19 protein-coding genes are annotated in these 14,933 nt (G+C 71.7%); all 19 read right to left on the minus strand.

The genetic code is table 11. The features are described from left to right. Positions 1-31: 31 nt before the first annotated feature. The 19 genes from rpsG to J3P36_RS09650 all read right to left on the minus strand — a co-directional run bounded on the left by rpsG (position 32) and on the right by J3P36_RS09650 (position 14,924). The gene (rpsG, locus tag J3P36_RS09560) at positions 32-502 is read right to left on the minus strand and encodes a 30S ribosomal protein S7 (protein WP_210507465.1); all 471 of its coding nucleotides are present in this window, start codon (positions 500-502) and stop codon (positions 32-34) included. Further along, positions 502-876, minus strand: a complete 375-nt coding sequence (gene rpsL / locus J3P36_RS09565; RefSeq protein ID WP_210507467.1) for a 30S ribosomal protein S12 — start codon at positions 874-876, stop codon at positions 502-504. Before rpsL ends, rpsG begins: the two co-directional genes overlap by 1 nt. Before the next feature lie 305 nt (positions 877-1,181). After that, positions 1,182-1,976 (minus strand): alpha/beta fold hydrolase, encoded by a 795-nt coding sequence (locus J3P36_RS09570; protein WP_210507469.1) that lies wholly within the window; start codon positions 1,974-1,976, stop codon positions 1,182-1,184. Between the two features lie 53 nt (positions 1,977-2,029). Then, entirely contained in the window at positions 2,030-2,512 is a 483-nt protein-coding gene (locus J3P36_RS09575) for a DUF6121 family protein (protein WP_210507470.1), read from the minus strand. A gap of 2 nt (positions 2,513-2,514) precedes the next feature. After that, positions 2,515-2,844: a carbon storage regulator gene (locus J3P36_RS09580; RefSeq protein WP_210507472.1), complete on the minus strand. Its 330-nt coding sequence runs from the start codon at positions 2,842-2,844 to the stop codon at positions 2,515-2,517. A gap of 9 nt (positions 2,845-2,853) precedes the next feature. Continuing rightward, entirely contained in the window at positions 2,854-3,867 is a 1,014-nt protein-coding gene (locus J3P36_RS09585) for a hypothetical protein (RefSeq protein WP_210507474.1), read from the minus strand. Next, positions 3,842-5,890 (minus strand): flagellar biosynthesis protein FlhA, encoded by a 2,049-nt coding sequence (locus J3P36_RS09590; RefSeq protein WP_210507476.1) that lies wholly within the window; start codon positions 5,888-5,890, stop codon positions 3,842-3,844. The genes J3P36_RS09585 and J3P36_RS09590 overlap by 26 nt, the downstream gene beginning before the upstream one ends. A 13-nt stretch (positions 5,891-5,903) precedes the next feature. Then, complete coding sequence (locus tag J3P36_RS09595) at positions 5,904-6,986, minus strand: flagellar biosynthesis protein FlhB (protein ID WP_210507478.1); 1,083 nt, start codon at positions 6,984-6,986, stop codon at positions 5,904-5,906. Next, positions 6,986-7,744: a flagellar biosynthetic protein FliR gene (locus J3P36_RS09600; RefSeq protein WP_210507480.1), complete on the minus strand. Its 759-nt coding sequence runs from the start codon at positions 7,742-7,744 to the stop codon at positions 6,986-6,988. The genes J3P36_RS09595 and J3P36_RS09600 overlap by 1 nt, the downstream gene beginning before the upstream one ends. Then, positions 7,744-8,019, minus strand: coding sequence for a flagellar biosynthesis protein FliQ (gene fliQ, locus J3P36_RS09605; RefSeq protein WP_210507482.1), 276 nt, complete (start codon positions 8,017-8,019; stop codon positions 7,744-7,746). The genes J3P36_RS09600 and fliQ overlap by 1 nt, the downstream gene beginning before the upstream one ends. 2 nt (positions 8,020-8,021) lie before the next feature. Continuing rightward, entirely contained in the window at positions 8,022-8,852 is an 831-nt protein-coding gene (gene fliP / locus J3P36_RS09610) for a flagellar type III secretion system pore protein FliP (protein WP_307807028.1), read from the minus strand. Continuing rightward, positions 8,849-9,328, minus strand: a complete 480-nt coding sequence (gene fliO / locus J3P36_RS09615) for a flagellar biosynthetic protein FliO (RefSeq protein WP_210507484.1) — start codon at positions 9,326-9,328, stop codon at positions 8,849-8,851. The genes fliP and fliO overlap by 4 nt, the downstream gene beginning before the upstream one ends. Positions 9,329-9,334: 6 nt before the next feature. Then, on the minus strand, positions 9,335-10,033 hold the full coding sequence (gene fliN / locus J3P36_RS09620) for a flagellar motor switch protein FliN (protein ID WP_246854481.1): 699 nt from the start codon (positions 10,031-10,033) through the stop codon (positions 9,335-9,337). Beyond that, positions 10,030-10,932, minus strand: a complete 903-nt coding sequence (locus J3P36_RS09625) for a flagellar motor switch protein FliM (RefSeq protein WP_307807029.1) — start codon at positions 10,930-10,932, stop codon at positions 10,030-10,032. The genes fliN and J3P36_RS09625 overlap by 4 nt, the downstream gene beginning before the upstream one ends. A 209-nt stretch (positions 10,933-11,141) precedes the next feature. Beyond that, positions 11,142-12,017 (minus strand): flagellar motor protein MotB, encoded by an 876-nt coding sequence (locus J3P36_RS09630; protein ID WP_307807030.1) that lies wholly within the window; start codon positions 12,015-12,017, stop codon positions 11,142-11,144. Continuing rightward, the gene (locus tag J3P36_RS09635; protein WP_210507486.1) at positions 12,014-12,823 is read right to left on the minus strand and encodes a motility protein A; all 810 of its coding nucleotides are present in this window, start codon (positions 12,821-12,823) and stop codon (positions 12,014-12,016) included. The genes J3P36_RS09630 and J3P36_RS09635 overlap by 4 nt, the downstream gene beginning before the upstream one ends. Then, positions 12,823-13,107 (minus strand): flagellar FlbD family protein, encoded by a 285-nt coding sequence (locus J3P36_RS09640; RefSeq protein ID WP_210507488.1) that lies wholly within the window; start codon positions 13,105-13,107, stop codon positions 12,823-12,825. Before J3P36_RS09640 ends, J3P36_RS09635 begins: the two co-directional genes overlap by 1 nt. 192 nt (positions 13,108-13,299) lie before the next feature. After that, positions 13,300-14,478: a flagellar hook protein FlgE gene (locus J3P36_RS09645; protein WP_210507490.1), complete on the minus strand. Its 1,179-nt coding sequence runs from the start codon at positions 14,476-14,478 to the stop codon at positions 13,300-13,302. Positions 14,479-14,504: 26 nt separating this feature from the next. Beyond that, complete coding sequence (locus J3P36_RS09650; protein ID WP_210507492.1) at positions 14,505-14,924, minus strand: flagellar hook capping FlgD N-terminal domain-containing protein; 420 nt, start codon at positions 14,922-14,924, stop codon at positions 14,505-14,507. Positions 14,925-14,933: the final 9 nt, after the last annotated feature.

A 14,933-nucleotide genomic window follows, 5' to 3' on the forward strand; every position in this document is an offset into this window, starting at 1 on the left:
GCCGCTTCCCGATGGGGCGTGAGGCCCGGATCTACCAGCGGTAGTGGGCGAAGGCCTTGTTCGACTCGGCCATCTTGTGCGTGTCCTCGCGGCGCTTCACGGCGGCGCCGAGGCCGTTCGAGGCGTCGAGGATCTCGTTGGTGAGACGCTCGGTCATCGTCTTCTCGCGGCGGGCCTTGGCGTAGCTCGTCAGCCAGCGGAGGGCGAGGGTGTTGGCGCGGTGCGGCTTGACGTCGACCGGGACCTGGTAGGTCGAGCCGCCGACGCGGCGGGACTTGACCTCGATCGAGGGGCGGACGTTGTCGAGCGCCTTCTTCAGCGTGGCGACGGCGTCCTGGCCGTTCTTCGCCGCGACGCCCTCGAGGGCACCGTAGACGATGCGCTCGGAGAGGCCCTTCTTGCCGTCGAGCAGGATCTTGTTGACCAGCTGCGAGACGACCGGGGCGCCGTACACCGGGTCGGCGACGACGGGACGCTTCGGGGCGGGACCCTTGCGGGGCATTACTTCTTCTCCATCTTCGCGCCGTACCGGCTGCGAGCCTGCTTGCGGTTCTTCACGGCCTGGGTGTCCAGCGCGCCGCGGACGATCTTGTAGCGGACGCCGGGGAGGTCCTTCACACGGCCGCCGCGGACGAGCACCATCGAGTGCTCCTGGAGGTTGTGGCCCTCACCGGGGATGTAGGCGGTGACCTCGACGCCGTTCGACAGCTTCACGCGCGCGACCTTGCGGAGCGCCGAGTTCGGCTTCTTCGGGGTGGTGGTGTACACGCGGGTGCACACACCGCGCTGCTGCGGGTTCGCGTTCAGCGCCGGCGCCTTGGTCTTGGTGACCTTGGGCGAGCGCCCCTTGCGGACCAACTGCTGGATCGTTGGCACTTGTTGACTCCTCGTCGTCGTACTGCTCGGCTGCCCGCCGCACCGAGCACGATGCGGTCAGGCTCCTCTGGACAACCGGCAATACGGGGTCTAACTCATATCGCTGGTGGTGTGGCGGTGGGGGCGTCAGCGTCCGATGATCGGATGCTCTTCACCCAGCGTCGCCGGAGATCGGAGAGTGTGCACACGGGCACACACCCCGGAAATGTTAGCCGCCGGACCGGAGGCGGTCAACCTGACCGCTCCGCACCGGAGCGCTTCCGGCAGGCCCCACCCGGACCCCGAGCGAGACTACCGCACCGGTCTCAACCGGCGGTGGACAGCAGGAATTCCGCCAGGATCCGGGCGAGCTCGTCCGGATCCCAGCGGTGGTCGCGCCCGGCGACGTCGACGCGGCGAGCGCCGGGGACGGCCGCCGCGATCGCGTCCGCGGCGGGCGGGAAGAGCGGGAGCGTGTCCGCCCCGACGAGCGCGAGCACGGGGACGCGGATGCCGCCCCACAGCTCCCGGTGGGGGCGGCTCGCCGCCACGGCCAGCGACTCGGAGTCGACCTCGAGGGTGGGACCCACGGCGGTCATGCCCACCCAGGCCGGGCTCGCCTTGGCGCCGGCGATCCACTCCGGTGGGAAGTCCTGCATGAAGTACTCGACAGTGGCGTCGCCGTCCCCCTCGCGGATGCGCTGCCGCAGGCCCTCGAGGAACCGCTGCGGCCGCTCGGCGCCCTCCGGGTCGAGCGGCACCTCCCACAGCGCGAGGGCGGTGACCGGCAGGCCGGCGGCGGCCGCCGCGAGGCTGATCGACCCGCCCGAGGACATGCCGAAGAGGGCGGCACGGCCCCCCGCCGCGTCGAGGAGCGCCCGCAGGGCCGTGATCTCGTCCGCGAGCGTGAAGGGCGCCGCTCCGCCGCTCTCGCCGCGGCCGCGCCGGTCGTAGTTGAGCACGGTGAGGCCGCGGGCGGCGAGGCGTGAGGCGAGCTCCCGGCTCTCCGGATCCATGGCGCGGTGCTGGAAGGCGCCGCCGACGAAGATGACAGCGGGCCCCTCCCCCTCGCGGTCGAAGGCGATGCGGGTGCCGTCGTCGGCAGTGACGAACTCGGTCATGTGGACACCGTACACAACAGGACCGACGCTGTCGTCGGTTCCCGAGCCCAGGATCAGGCGTCGTCCGGGCTCTCCCAGGGCCAGCGGGGGCGGCTCGCGCCGCGCTTCTCCGCGCCGCCGATCGAGCGGGCGAGGAGGGCTGCGACGCCGGCGAGGACCGCCGCGAGCACGATGAACGGGCTCGCCGCGTACTGCAGGGGGAAGCCGAGCAGCCAGAAGAGCTCGGCCCGGATGAGGGTGTAGCCGACGCCGCCGATGGCGAGGAGCACGAGGAAGACGGCCGCCGTGCAGCCGAAGAAGGCGATGCCCGGCCGCTCATCGGTGCGCAGCACCCGGAGGAGGAGCAGGAACAGGGCGGCCGCGGCGACCGCGACCATGGCCGGGCCGAGGTAGGGACCGGCGTCGCTCTCGCGGATGACGTCCACGTCGAGCAGGAGGCTCGTGAGTCCCCACACCGCGATGACGACCGCGATCCAGGCGGCGGTCACGAGCGCGGCGAGCAGCCCGAGGCGTGGCGCCGCGGCGGACTCGGACACGGCTACTCCCCCGCCGGCTCCGCGGGAGCGGGGCCCGACGAGGACGTGCTCGGCTTCGCCGGGGAGGACGCCGCAGGGGCGGGCTGGGCGGCGGCGTCAGCTGCGGGCTGGCGGAGCAGGCCGACGAGGCGCTCGCCCTCGGTCGCGCCGATGCCTGCGGCCTCCGTGTTCGCGGCCGACACCGCGGAGATGACCTCGGCGCGCTGGATGGGGACGCCGCGCGGGGCGTCGAAGCCGATCCGGATGCCGTCGCCCCGGATGTCGATGACGGTGATGACGATGTCGTCCCCGATCATCACCCGCTCGCCCTTCTTGCGCGTCAGGACCAGCATCCGGCCAGCCTAACCCACGCGGTCCGACCAGCCCTCGGGCAGGCCGATCTCGGCGACGGCCTGTCGATCGGTCGTGAACCGGCCGGCGACGGTGGCCATGGCGGTCACGTCGGCGACCGCCCGGACGGCGTTGACCCAGCGCGCGCTGTCGACCGTCTTCCGCGACACGTCGACCACGACCCACACCTGGTCCGCGCCGATGCCGGGGAGCGCGGCGATGCGGGGATCGGCCGGGTCGCCCCTGCCGAGGCCGTAGGCGACGAGCACGGTCTGGCCGCTCTGCACCCCGTACGCCCGGGCGGCGAGTGCCCCCCGACGGTCCTCGACCCGCCGCCGAGTGTGCCCCTCGATCGAGCCGCCGTCGCAGACGTGCGCGCGGCCGAGCCCGCGGCCGAGCGCGTGCGCCACGTCGAGCGCGTCGTCGCCCAGGCCGGCGATGACGACGAGGTCGCCGGGCCGGCCGGGGAGGACGGGCGGCACGCGGGCTCCCGCCGCCGGCGGCAGCAGGGGCGCGGGCGGCACGAGGGACGGCAGCACGGGCGGGACCGGGGGCGGCGGATCGGACTCCGGCCGCGCCTGCCTCAGGGGCTCGGCGCGGTACACCGGCTCGAGACGGGCGCCCGGCTCCGCGCGGAACGCCTCGGGCCGGGGCGCCGGGGCGGAAGCGGGAGGCGGGGCGACTCCGGCGCGGAGACCGTCGAGCACCCGCGCGAAGTCGATGCTCTCGGTCGAGACGGGAGGCTCGGCCTGGGGCAGCACGGCCTCCCGCTGCTCCACGTCGTCGAGCAGCTGGGCCAGGCCGACTCGGGCGGGAACGTCGAAGGAGTGCCCCTGCGGGTTCGCGACCGGATCGGGGATCTCGACGGTGACGTCGATCACGCGCTTCGCGAAGAACCCGCCGAGTCCGCCGACGAGCGACTCGTCGGTGGCGACGATGCGCGCGGTCGGACCGTACTCGGCGCGCACGCGCTCAGCCAGACCCGTCAGGGTCGGCTGCTCAAGCCGGAATCGGATCGAGGGCACGGACCACTCCGACGGTCTCGATGGCGACGTCCGACGTCGTCACCTCCTGATAGGACAGCACCGGCAGACCTCCGGTCTGCGGGGCGACGAGGCGCCGGACGGCGGGCCGCAGCGCGGGGGCGCAGACGAGCACCGGCGACCAGCCGCGGCTCTCGGCGGCCTGCACCGCGCCCCGCAGCGAGGCGAGCATCGCCTCGAGGCGGTTCGCGTCGAAGAGGATCTGGGTGCCGCCGTCGCCCGGGCGCAGCGCCTCCAGCATCGACTGCTCGAGCGGCGGGTCGATCATGATGACCCGCAGGGTGCGGTCGTCGAGATGCCCGGCGACGAGGGCGGGCCCGAGCGCGAGGCGCGCGGATTCGACGAGGCCTTCCGGGTCGGTCGAGACGCGAGCGCGGAGGGTCAGCGCCTCGTAGATGCGGGCGAGGTCGTTGATCGGCACCCGCTCGGCCAGGAGGCCCTGGAGCACCCGGTGGACCTCGGCGAGGGTGAGGAGATTCGGCACGAGCTCGTCGACCGCGGCCGGACTGACCTGCTTGACGCCCTCGGTGAGCACGCGGACGTCCTCACGGCTGAGCAGGCGTGCCGCGTTCGCCGTGATGATCGCGGACAGGTGGGTGATGACGACGGAGCCGCGGTCGATGACGGTCGCGCCCGTCAGCTCCGCGCTGTGCCGCATCTCGGCGGGCACCCACTTGCCGGCGAGCCCGAACACCGGCTCCACGGTCGGCGTGCCGGGAAGCGAGTCGAGCGCGTCGCCGAGCGCCAGCACGCGGCCGGCGGGCGCGGTGCCGCGGCCCATCTCGACGCCCGCCACGCGGATGACGTAGGTGGAGGGCGGCAGCTCGATGCTGTCGCGCGTGCGCACCGGCGGGACCACGATGCCGAGCTCCATCGCCACGCGGCGGCGGAGGCTCTTGACCCGCGCGAGCAGGTCGTCGCTCACGCCGGAGACGAGGTCGACGAGGTCGGCGGCGAGCTGGATCTCGAGCGCGTGGACGCGCATCTGCTCGACGAGGTCCTCGGTCGTCTCGGCGGGCGCCGCGGCGGCGGCCGCGGCCTCCGCCTGCGCCGCCTCGGCCTTCGCCTTCTCGCCCGCCTTCACCCGCTGGGCGAGGAGGAGCAGGCTCCCGCCGACGAGGACGAACGGCAGGAACGGCATGCCGGGGATGAACGCCATCGCGATGGCGGCGCCGCCCGCGATGATCAGCGCGAGCCGCGACTGGGCGAGCTGCGCGGAGGCGGTCGTGCCCATCTCCGCCTCGGCGCCGGAGCGGGTCACGATCATGCCGGTGGACACCGCCATGAGCAGGGCGGGCACCTGGGTGACGAGGCCGTCCCCGATCGTCAGCAGGCTGTAGGTGCTGACCGCGTCCTCGACGCTCTGCCCGTGCTGCAGCATCCCGATCGCGATGCCGCCGACCAGGTTGATGATGATGATGATGATCCCGGCGATGGCGTCGCCCTTGACGAACTTGGAGGCACCGTCCATCGCGCCGTAGAAGTCCGCCTCGGCGGAGACCTCCGCGCGCCGGCGGCGGGCGTCCTCCTCGGTGATCAGACCCGAGTTGAGATCCGCGTCGATGGCCATCTGCTTGCCGGGCATGGCGTCGAGGGTGAAGCGCGCGCCGACCTCGGCGACGCGCTCGGCGCCCTTCGTGACGACGACGAACTGGATGACGACGAGGATCAGGAAGATGACGGCGCCGATGATGAGCGAGCCGCCGATCGCGACGTGGCCGAACGCCTCGATCACCTGGCCCGCGTAGCCGTCGCCGAGCACGAGGCGCGTCGAGGCGACGTTGAGGCCGAGCCGGAACAGGGTGGCGACGAGCAGCAGCGACGGGAAGATCGAGAAGTCGAGCGGCCGCTTGGCGAACATCGTCGTGAGCAGGATCACGAGCGCGAACAGGATGTTCACGGTGATCAGCACATCGAGGAGCCAGGTCGGCACCGGCACGACGAGCAGCATGATGATCGCCACGACCCCGATCGGGATCGCGAGCGCCGTCAGCGTCTTCTTCATCGGGACATTCCTCTCATGCCGCCGACCCCGCGAGGTGGTGGACACCGAGTGACGCGCCGCGCGACTTCAGCGACATCACGAAAGCGAGCACGCGGGCGACGGCCCCGTAGAGCTCGACGGGGATCTCCTGGCCGACCTCGCACGCCGCGTACAGGGACCGCGCGAGCGGCACGTCCTGCACCATCGGGACCCGCGTGTCGGCGGCGCGCTCGCGGATCTTCGCGGCGACGGCGCCCGCGCCCTTCGCGACGACGCGGGGGGCGCTCTTGCCCGGCTCGTACTTGAGGGCGACGGCGACGTGGGTCGGATTGAGGAGCACGACGTCCGCGCCGGAGACGGCGGCGATCATGCGGTTGCGCGACATCGAGAGCTGCCGGGCGCGGCGCTGTGCGCGCACCATCGGGTCGCCCTCGGTGTTCTTGTTCTCGTCGCGCACCTCGCGCTTGGTCATCCGCGTGTGCTTGCGGTTGCGGCGCATCACGACGAACACGTCGACGAGCGCGAGCGCGATGCCCGAGACGACGGCGGCCTGCAGCAGGGTGCCGACCGCGCCGGCCGCGGCGTCGAGGAGGCTCGACACGGGCATCCCGCCGGCCGACATCAGCAGCGGGACGAGGCCCTGGATCGCCGCCACGAGCACGATGCCGACCACCGCGGTCTTGAGCAGCGCCTTCGCGCCCTCCCACAGCGCCTGCTTGCCGAAGATGCGGGTGACGCCCTTCACGAGGTTGAAGTGCTCGCCGCTGAACTTCAGCTGCTTGAACCGGATCCCGCCCTGGACGGCCGCGCCGGCGACCGTGCCGACGAGGACCGCGACGAACAGCGGGGTGAGGATCGGCACCACCTGGGTGAGCGCGTTACCGACCCAATCGAGCGCCACCTCGGGGGTCGGCTTCGCGGCGACCACCCGGAAGGCCGCGACCATCCCGGTGGTGGCGTCCGTGCCGCTCGAGAGGACCGCGGGCAGCGCGAGCACGCCGGCGGCCATGCCGAGCCAGCCCGTGAGGTCGCGCGAGCTCGAGAGCTGGCCCTTCTTGCGGACCTCCTTCATCCGCTTCGGGGTGGCTTGTTCGGTGCGCTCTCCGGCGTCGCTCATCAGCCGCTCACCCCCATCAGCGCGAGGGCGTCGTCGACGAGGGCGGCGACGATGCGGGGCAGGGCGAGGAACACGACGCTCGCGAGCAGGAGCGTGATGAGGATCTTGAGCGGGAAGCCGAGCTGGAACGCATTCATCTGCGGGGCGACGCGGGTGAGGAGGGCGAGTCCGACGTCGGCGAGGAACAGCACGAGCAGGATCGGCCCGGCGATCTGCACGGAGGCGAGGAACATCTGCGTGACCCCGCCGACCAGAGCGGCGCCGGGGTCCGTCATGTCGAGCATGCCGGTGACCGGGAGGGCGTCGAACGTGCGGACCAGGCCGCCGATGATCATCTCGGCGCCGCCGCTCGTGAACAGCAGCGCGAGGGCGACGAGGTGCATCAGGCGCGTGAACTGGGCGCCGTTGAGAAAGGAGCCGGGGTCGAAGGCCTGCGCCATGGAGAATCCGGCGAAGAGGTCGATGAGGGCGCCGGCGGACTGGATCGCCGCGAACACGAGGTAGACGAGGAAGCCGAGCACGCCCCCGATGACGACCTGGGCGACGAGCGCGAGCAGGAACGGGCCGGTGTCGAGCGGCGCGTAGCCGGGGGTGACGCGCGGCGCGACGACCATGGCGAGGGCGATCGCGAGCATCCCCTTGATGCGCATCGGGAAGCCGTTGTAGGAGAAGGGCGGGGCGATCACGAGGAACGCGATCATCCGCACGCCCGCGAGCATCGTCGCCTCCAGCCAGGCGAAGTTGACCGCGAGCTGCATCAGCCCCCCTCGAGCAGCCGTGGGAGGAGCGCGAAGAGCCCGTTCGTGAAGTCGACCGCCTCGGTGATCATCCAGTGGCCGCAGACGAGCAGCGCGACCGACACCGCGACCGCCTTCGGCACGAAGGAGAGCGTGACCTCCTGGATCTGGGTGATCGACTGGAACACCGAGATCGCGAAGCCGACGACGAGGCTCGTGACGAGCATGGGCGCACTGAGCTTGGCCGCCAGCATGAGTGCCTGCAGCGCGATGTCGAGGACGGCGTTCTGATCCATGCTCAGGTCCCGTAGCTGCGGATGAGGGACGTGATGATGAGACCCCAGCCGTCGACGAGGATGAACAGCAGGATCTTGAACGGCAGCGAGATCATCACCGGCGGGAGCATCATCATGCCCATCGCCATGAGGCCGGACGACACGACGAGGTCGATCACGAGGAACGGCACGAAGATGACGAGCCCGATGATGAACGCCGCCCGCAGCTCCGAGATCATGAACGCGGGGATGAGGGTCACGATGGGCGTCGCCTCGGGGGTCGCGGGGTTCTCCTGACCGGCGGCCCGCGTCATCAGCGCGATGTCCTCCTCACGGACGTGCGCGAGCATGAAGTCCTTGAGCGGCCCGGTGGCGAGGTCGAGCGCGGTGCCGAAGTCGATCGCTCCGGCCATGAAGGGCTGCACGGCCTCGGTGTTCACGACGGTCAGCACCGGCCACATGATGAACAGGGACAGGAAGAGCGCGAGGCCCGCGATCACCTGGTTCGGCGGGATGGTGTTCACCCCCAGCGCGTTCCGGGTGAGGGCCAGCACGACGAAGATCTTCGTGAACGAGCTCATCATCAGCAGCAGCGCGGGCGCGACCGACAGCAGCGTGATGCCGAGGAGCACGACGATCGAGCTCGACGGGCCGCTGCCGCCGTCGATGTTGATCGAGATGTCGCCGGGAGGCGTCGGGGTCGGCACGACAGGCGCCACCGGGTCGACGGGAGCGGCGGAGGCGAGCTCCGGCATCCCGACGGCGAGCACGCCGCCGAGGATCAGGGCGGCGCCGAGGAGGGCGCCGATCCGGAGGACTCCCGCTCCTCGTTCCCGGGGAGCGGCGGCCCTCACCGGGCCCGCCGCAGCGCCATGGCGGTCTGGCGCCAGGTGTCCGGGGAGAGGATCGAGCCGCTCGCGGCGGGCTTCTGCCCCTGGGCGGCCTCCGCCTCGCGCGCGGCCCGGCGGGTCGCGGGGAGGAGCGGGATCGGGTCGCGCGGCGGCTGCGGCGCGCTCTGCGCCTCCTCGAGCGCGCGGGCGAACGACGGCAGCGGGATGGGCCTCGTCGCCACCTCCGCGGGCGCCGGGTCGAGCTGGTCGAGCACCGACACCGCGTGCTCGGTGACGCCGAGGAGGTAGCGGCGGCCGTCGGCCTCCACCACCGCGATGGTCGCCTTCGCGCCGACCGCCTGCTTCGCGAGCACCGTGACGTGGCGCGTGCGGGCGCGCGCCTTCGCGCCGCCGGTGAGCCACCGGCGCGCGAACCAGATCACAGCGAGGACCGCGCCGAGGGAGACGACGACGCGGAGCGCGAGGAAGACGGTGTCCATGAGGGGTCAGTCGGCCTCGACGGCGTCGAGGATCTTCGTGATCCGCACGGCGAACTCCTGGTCGACGACGACGATCTCGCCGTGGGCGATGAGCCGGCCGTTGAGCATCACGTCGGCGGGGGTGCCGACGGAGCGGTCGAGCTCGACGACGGCGCCGGGCTCCATGGCGAGCAGGTCGCGGACCGACATGCGCGTGCGGCCGATCTCGACCGCCAGCGTCATCTCGACGTTGTTGATGCGGCCGAGCTTCCCACCGAGCACCGGGTTCACGGTCGTCCGGGGCGCCCCGCCGCGGACGCCGACCGCGAACCAGCCGGCGACGCCGCTCTCGCCGACGAGCTCGAAGACCGCACTGTCGGGGGCGGCGAAGAGCGCGCTCGCGTCACCCTCGCGGGCGTCGCCGAGCATCCCGTCGCCGAGGGCGGCCGCCGCCTGCTCGAGGGCGGGACGCAGCACGTCCCCGGCGTCGACGACGACGCCGCCGGCCGCCTCGGCGAGGCCGTCGCGGTCGAGGAGGATCAGCGCGAGCTCGGCGGAGCGTGAGCCGACGAAGGTGGCGCGCACGGCACGCGAGAGCTCACGCGGCGGGATGGGGCCCCCGGCGTGCCGAGTGGCCATGAGGGCGGGACCGGGCAGGTGACGGACGAGCGCATCCGCGATCGGAGCGCCCAGCGAGGTGTCGGCAACGGGAGCGGGGAAGTTCATGACGCCTCCTGGGAGTCGACGATCACGCAGGCGAGCCGGCTGCCGTTGGCGCCGACCGCGGCGCGGGCAACGGGCTGGCCGGCGACGGTCAGCGTGAGCGGGCGGTGCTGGGGGTGGACGAGCCGGATGAGGTCGCCCTCGGCGAGGCCGAGCACGACGCGGGGGTTCACCGGGGTGGGATCGAAGGCGAGGGCGACCTCGACGGGTGCCGCGGCGAGGTGGGCGCGGAGATTGACCTGCCCCTCGGCGACCGACTGCTGCGGCTCGAAGCTGCCCACCTGCGGCAGGAGTGCCTCCGCGGGCAGGGCCAGGGTGGCCGACGTGGTGCGGTCGCCGACCTCGATGTCGAACAGGGCCACGATCATGAGGTCGGTGGTCGCCGCCGCCTGGGCGAACTGCGGGTTGTGGTGGAAGGTCTCGACCGACACGGCGAGAGGCAGCAGCGGCCCCATCGAATAGCGGAGGTCCTCGAGGGCGTCCTCCGCGAGACGGCGCACGAGGGCCTGCTCGATCTGGGTGAAGGGGCGCTCCCTGCGCTCCCCGCCGCCTGCGCCGCCGAGCATCCGGCCGATCCAGCCGAGGGCGGCTGCGCCCGGGAACTGGAGGATGCCGCGGGCGGCCACGCCCTCGAGGGCGAGCAGCACCATCGCGCTCGTCTCGGGCAGCCGGGAGATGTACTCGTCGTACGTCTGCAGGGAGGTGACACCGAAGGTGACCCGGGACACCACCCGCACCTTCGCGGTGAGCTGCGTGCCCCACTGGCGGGCGAAGGTCTCGTAGACGAGCTCGAGCATCCGCGACTGGTCACGGCTGAGGGCTGCCGGCCGGTAGAAGTCGTAGGGCTCGACGCTCAGCTCCGCGCCGCGCACGCTCGCGCCCAGCCTCTTCCGTACCCCCACTTCGGCATTATGCGGGGGCGGCTGGAACCCGGGTCGGGATTGGCGCGGTGTGTTCCCTAGGCGGCGCCTCCCACGGTCGCGGCGAGGCCGTTTTGCCCCCCGTTGCGGGGGGTGCGGGCGAGGGAAAGAGCAGGTAGGGCGGCGATCTGCGCCGCGGCTGAGCCGGGCACGGGAAAGTGCGAGCGGCGCCCGATGCGGGAAGGCACCATTCAGTGCCCCCCGGTGCCGGCGGCTTCGGTGTGCGTGTCGGCCTCGTGCTCCTCGGCCTTCGCGTGCTCGTCGCCCGCCTCGTCGGTGGCGCCGGCCACCACGTCGGGGATCAGCGCGCTCACCTCGTCGGTGCTCGTCGGGTGGATGACGATGTCCACGCGGCGGTTCTCCTGTCCGGACTGCTGTTCGGCCAGCTTGTTGGGCCGGGTGGAGCCGTAGGAGACGGACGAGATGCTGGTGCCCTGCACCCCTCCGCCCTCGACGAGGAAGCGGAGGACGGCCGTCGATCGAGCGGCGGAGAGCTCCCAGTCGGTGGCGAACGGGGCCGGTGAGCCGTGCGGGTCGGCGTGGCCCTCGACGGTGATCTGGTTGGCGAGCGGTGCGAGGACCGGCGCGATGCTGCGCAGCACCTCCTCCGCCGTGGCCTTCAGCTGAGCGCTGTTGCCGTCGAAGAAGGTGTCCTCGCCGACGAGGCCGACGGTGAGGCCGTCCGCGTCGATGATGGAGATCGCCTCGGCCGCCACCCCGGCCTCGTCGAGTGCCAGGTCGATGCGGTGCTTGATGTCCTCGAGCTCGTGCACCTGCAGCTGGGCGAGCTGGAGCGGGGTGAATCCCTCGCCCTGGCTGTCCACCAGGTCGGCGGGCACGACGACCCCCTCGGCCGTGTCGACCGTCTGGCTCGGCGTCTGTCCGAACCCGGTGGCGAGCGAGTTGGCGAGCTTCTCGAACTTCGCCTGATCCACCGACGACATCGCGTACAGCACGATGAAGAGGCACATGAGGACGGTGACCATGTCGGCGTAGGACGTCATCCAGCGCTCGTCCATGTGGAACTCGCCGCCGTGGCCGCCACGGCGCTTCTTATGGCCGCTCACGCCGCCTGCTCCTCGGCCTTCTCGGCCTTGCCGCCCTTGTCCCTGCCGCCCTTGCCCTGCTGGTGCTCGGGGACGAGGGCGAGGAGCCGCTCGCCGAGCAGACGCGGCTGGCTGCCGGCCTGGAGCGCCATGACGCCCTCGATGAGGAGGGTCATCTGCTCGCTCTCGAGATCGGTGAGCTTGCCGATGCGGCCGCCGATCGGCAGCCAGAGGAAGTTGGCGGAGAGCACTCCCCACAGGGTGGCGACGAAGGCCGCCGCGATCGCGTGACCCAGGGTCTCGGGGTTGGACAGCTGCTCGAGCACGTGGGTCAGCGAGACGACGGTGCCGATGATGCCGATCGTCGGGGCGAACCCGCCGAGTGAGTTCCAGAACTTGGCGGCGGCGCGTCCTCCGCGCTCGCGGGTGGCCGCCTCGTCCTCCATCATGATGCGCAGGTCGTCGGCGTCGACGCCGTCGGCGATGTTCTGCAGCGCCCGCTTGAGGAACGGGTCGGTGACTCCCTCGGCCTCCTGCTCGAGGGCGAGAAGACCGTTGCGGCGTGCCACCTCGGCGAGCCCGACGACCTGGTCGATGACGGCGCGAGGCGGCGTCACCTTGCCGAGGAAGGCGCGCGGAAGGGCCTTGAGTGCCTGGATGGCGTCGGGGAGCGTGGTGCTCGCGATGCCGACGGCGAAGGTCGCGCCGAACACGAGGATCATCGGGGCCGGCAGGATGAGGGCCGACGGGCTCGCACCCTCCATGAAGATCATCGCGAGGAGGGAAGCGAACGCGAGGACGATGCCGATCAGGGTGGCCGGATCCATCAGCGCGCTCCCTTGCGGGCGTGCGGGGCGACCCGATCGCCGTCGACGACGCCCAGCTGAGCGCGGCGCGGGGCGTCGCCCTCGCTGCTCAGCGTGGAGGCGAGCGCGATGACTCTCGCGCGGTAGTGCGCGATGAGGTCGATGACGTCCTCGACCGACTCCCGCACGATGAACGTGGTGCCGTCGACGAGCACGATGCTCGTGTCGGGGCTCGCCTGGATCCGCTCGATCAGATCCGGGTTGACGGCGAACGTGCTCGCATTGAGCCTCGTCAGCACAATCATCGGTTTCCCCCATCCGTGGGCGTCACGCGGCCCCGTCCGTGGGGTCGTCATAGGTGTGACAGAGGGAACAATCGGCACGCGACAGCCCCGTGTAAGCGCGTTCGATACCCCTCTAGGGGGCACTTCCCGGCGCGACACGCCGGAATCCCGTGCCCTGACCGGGGGTTCCGCTCCCCCGGCCAGGCGGCGGGACTACCGCTTGAGGTTGGTGAGCTCCTGCAGGACCTCGTCCGAGGTCGTGATGATCCGGGCGTTCGCCTGGAAGCCGCGCTGCGCGACGATCAGGTTCGTGAACTCGGCCGAGAGGTCGACGTTGCTCATCTCGAGCGCACCGCCGGAGAGGGTGCCGAAGCCGTCGGAGCCCGCCGTGCCGAGCGCCGGGTCGCCCGAGTTGACGGAGGCCCGGTAGGAGGAGCTGCCCGCCTTCTCGAGTCCGCTGGGGTTCACGAAGGTGGCGAGGGCGAGCCGAGCGAGCGGCTCGGTCGCACCGTTGCTGAACGAGCCGACGAGCGTGCCGTCCGCCGAGATGTTGAAGCTCTGCAGCGATCCGGCGGGCTGTCCGTCCTGGCGCACGATGCCGACCGTCTTGAGCTGGGCGAAGCCGGACACCTTGGTGAGGTCGAGCGTGACCCCGTTGATCACGACGGAGGTGCCGCCGGTGGCCACGCCGTCGGTGAAGGACAGCGTGCCGGTCACCGGGGCGCCCGTCCCGTCCGAGGCGGAGATGCCCCAGGTTCCTGCGCCCTTGTCGAACGTGAAGTCGACCGAGAGCGTGCGGGAGTTGCCGACCGCGTCGTACACCTGCACGTCGCTGCGGATGACGGTGCCGTTCGCCGCGTCAGAGGGCAGGTTGCCGGAGACGGCGGCGAGGGTGCTCTGCTTCGCCTGGCTCACGGTGCCCTTGGGGATGAGGATGGGTCCGACGACCCCGCCGGGGGCGATGGAGCCGTTCGCCGCCGACCAGCCCTGCAGCAGTGAGCCGTCGGCGGTCGTGAGGCGCCCGAGGGAGTCCCAGTTGAACGACCCGGCCCGCGTGTAGAGCGTCTCGCCCGCCTGCTCGGTGACGAAGTACCCGTCGCCTGAGATCATCATGTCGGTGTTGCGGCCGGTCGCCTGCGTGGAGCCCTGCGTCAGGTTGGTGGAGATGCCCGCCACCTGCACACCCAGGCCGACCTGCGACGGGTTGGTGCCGCCGATGTCCGCGCCGGCCAGGCCGGCGCCCGCGGTGAGCTGGGACAGGGTGTCCTGGAAGAGGACGGACGACCCCTTGAACGCGGTCGTGTTGACGTTGGCGATGTTGTTGCCGGTGACGTCGAGCATCGTCTGGTGGGCGCGGAGACCGGAGATGCCGGAGTAGAGCGAGCGGAGCATGGCGGAAGCCTTTCTGAGGAGGTGTGTCAGGACGCTGTCGGGCGTGCGATGGCGGTCAGCTTCGACAGCTCGACCGACTTGTCGCCGACGGTGACGGTGGGAGTGGTGCCGGCGAACGAGACGCTCGTGGCGAGGCCGCTGACGGTGCTGCCGTCCTCGGCCTGGTAGGAGACCTGCGTGCCGATGATCGAGGACGCGGCGATGCGCTGCTGCAGCGCGTAGCTGTCCTGCGTCACGGTCGCGAGCGAGGTGAGCTGTTCCATGGAGGCGAGCGACGCCGTCTGCTCGATCATCCCGTTCGTGTCGAGGGGCGAGCTCGGGTCCTGGTTGCGCAGCTGGGTGACGAGCAGGGAGAGGAACATCTCCCCGTCCATCGTCTGCTTGGGTGCGCGGGTGACGGGGCTCGCGTAGAGCGAGGTCCCGGCCGCGGTCACGGCGTCGGTCATGTGTCTCCT

This window comes from Naasia sp. SYSU D00057, assembly GCF_017916505.1.
Classification (GTDB): Bacteria; Actinomycetota; Actinomycetes; order Actinomycetales; family Microbacteriaceae; genus Naasia.

Bases quoted from the DNA above. Each gene is read 5' to 3' on its own strand.
- rpsG (WP_210507465.1), bottom strand. From the start codon at position 502: ATGCCCCGCAAGGGTCCCGCCCCGAAGCGTCCCGTCGTCGCCGACCCG.
- J3P36_RS09570 (WP_210507469.1), bottom strand. From the start codon at position 1,976: ATGACCGAGTTCGTCACTGCCGACGACGGCACCCGCATCGCCTTCGAC.
- J3P36_RS09580 (WP_210507472.1), bottom strand. From the start codon at position 2,844: ATGCTGGTCCTGACGCGCAAGAAGGGCGAGCGGGTGATGATCGGGGAC.
- J3P36_RS09590 (WP_210507476.1), bottom strand. From the start codon at position 5,890: ATGAAGAAGACGCTGACGGCGCTCGCGATCCCGATCGGGGTCGTGGCG.
- J3P36_RS09595 (WP_210507478.1), bottom strand. From the start codon at position 6,986: ATGAGCGACGCCGGAGAGCGCACCGAACAAGCCACCCCGAAGCGGATG.
- J3P36_RS09600 (WP_210507480.1), bottom strand. From the start codon at position 7,744: ATGCAGCTCGCGGTCAACTTCGCCTGGCTGGAGGCGACGATGCTCGCG.
- fliQ (WP_210507482.1), bottom strand. From the start codon at position 8,019: ATGGATCAGAACGCCGTCCTCGACATCGCGCTGCAGGCACTCATGCTG.
- fliO (WP_210507484.1), bottom strand. From the start codon at position 9,328: ATGGACACCGTCTTCCTCGCGCTCCGCGTCGTCGTCTCCCTCGGCGCG.
- fliN (WP_246854481.1), bottom strand. From the start codon at position 10,033: ATGAACTTCCCCGCTCCCGTTGCCGACACCTCGCTGGGCGCTCCGATC.
- J3P36_RS09635 (WP_210507486.1), bottom strand. From the start codon at position 12,823: ATGGATCCGGCCACCCTGATCGGCATCGTCCTCGCGTTCGCTTCCCTC.
- J3P36_RS09640 (WP_210507488.1), bottom strand. From the start codon at position 13,107: ATGATTGTGCTGACGAGGCTCAATGCGAGCACGTTCGCCGTCAACCCG.
- J3P36_RS09645 (WP_210507490.1), bottom strand. From the start codon at position 14,478: ATGCTCCGCTCGCTCTACTCCGGCATCTCCGGTCTCCGCGCCCACCAG.
- J3P36_RS09650 (WP_210507492.1), bottom strand. From the start codon at position 14,924: ATGACCGACGCCGTGACCGCGGCCGGGACCTCGCTCTACGCGAGCCCC.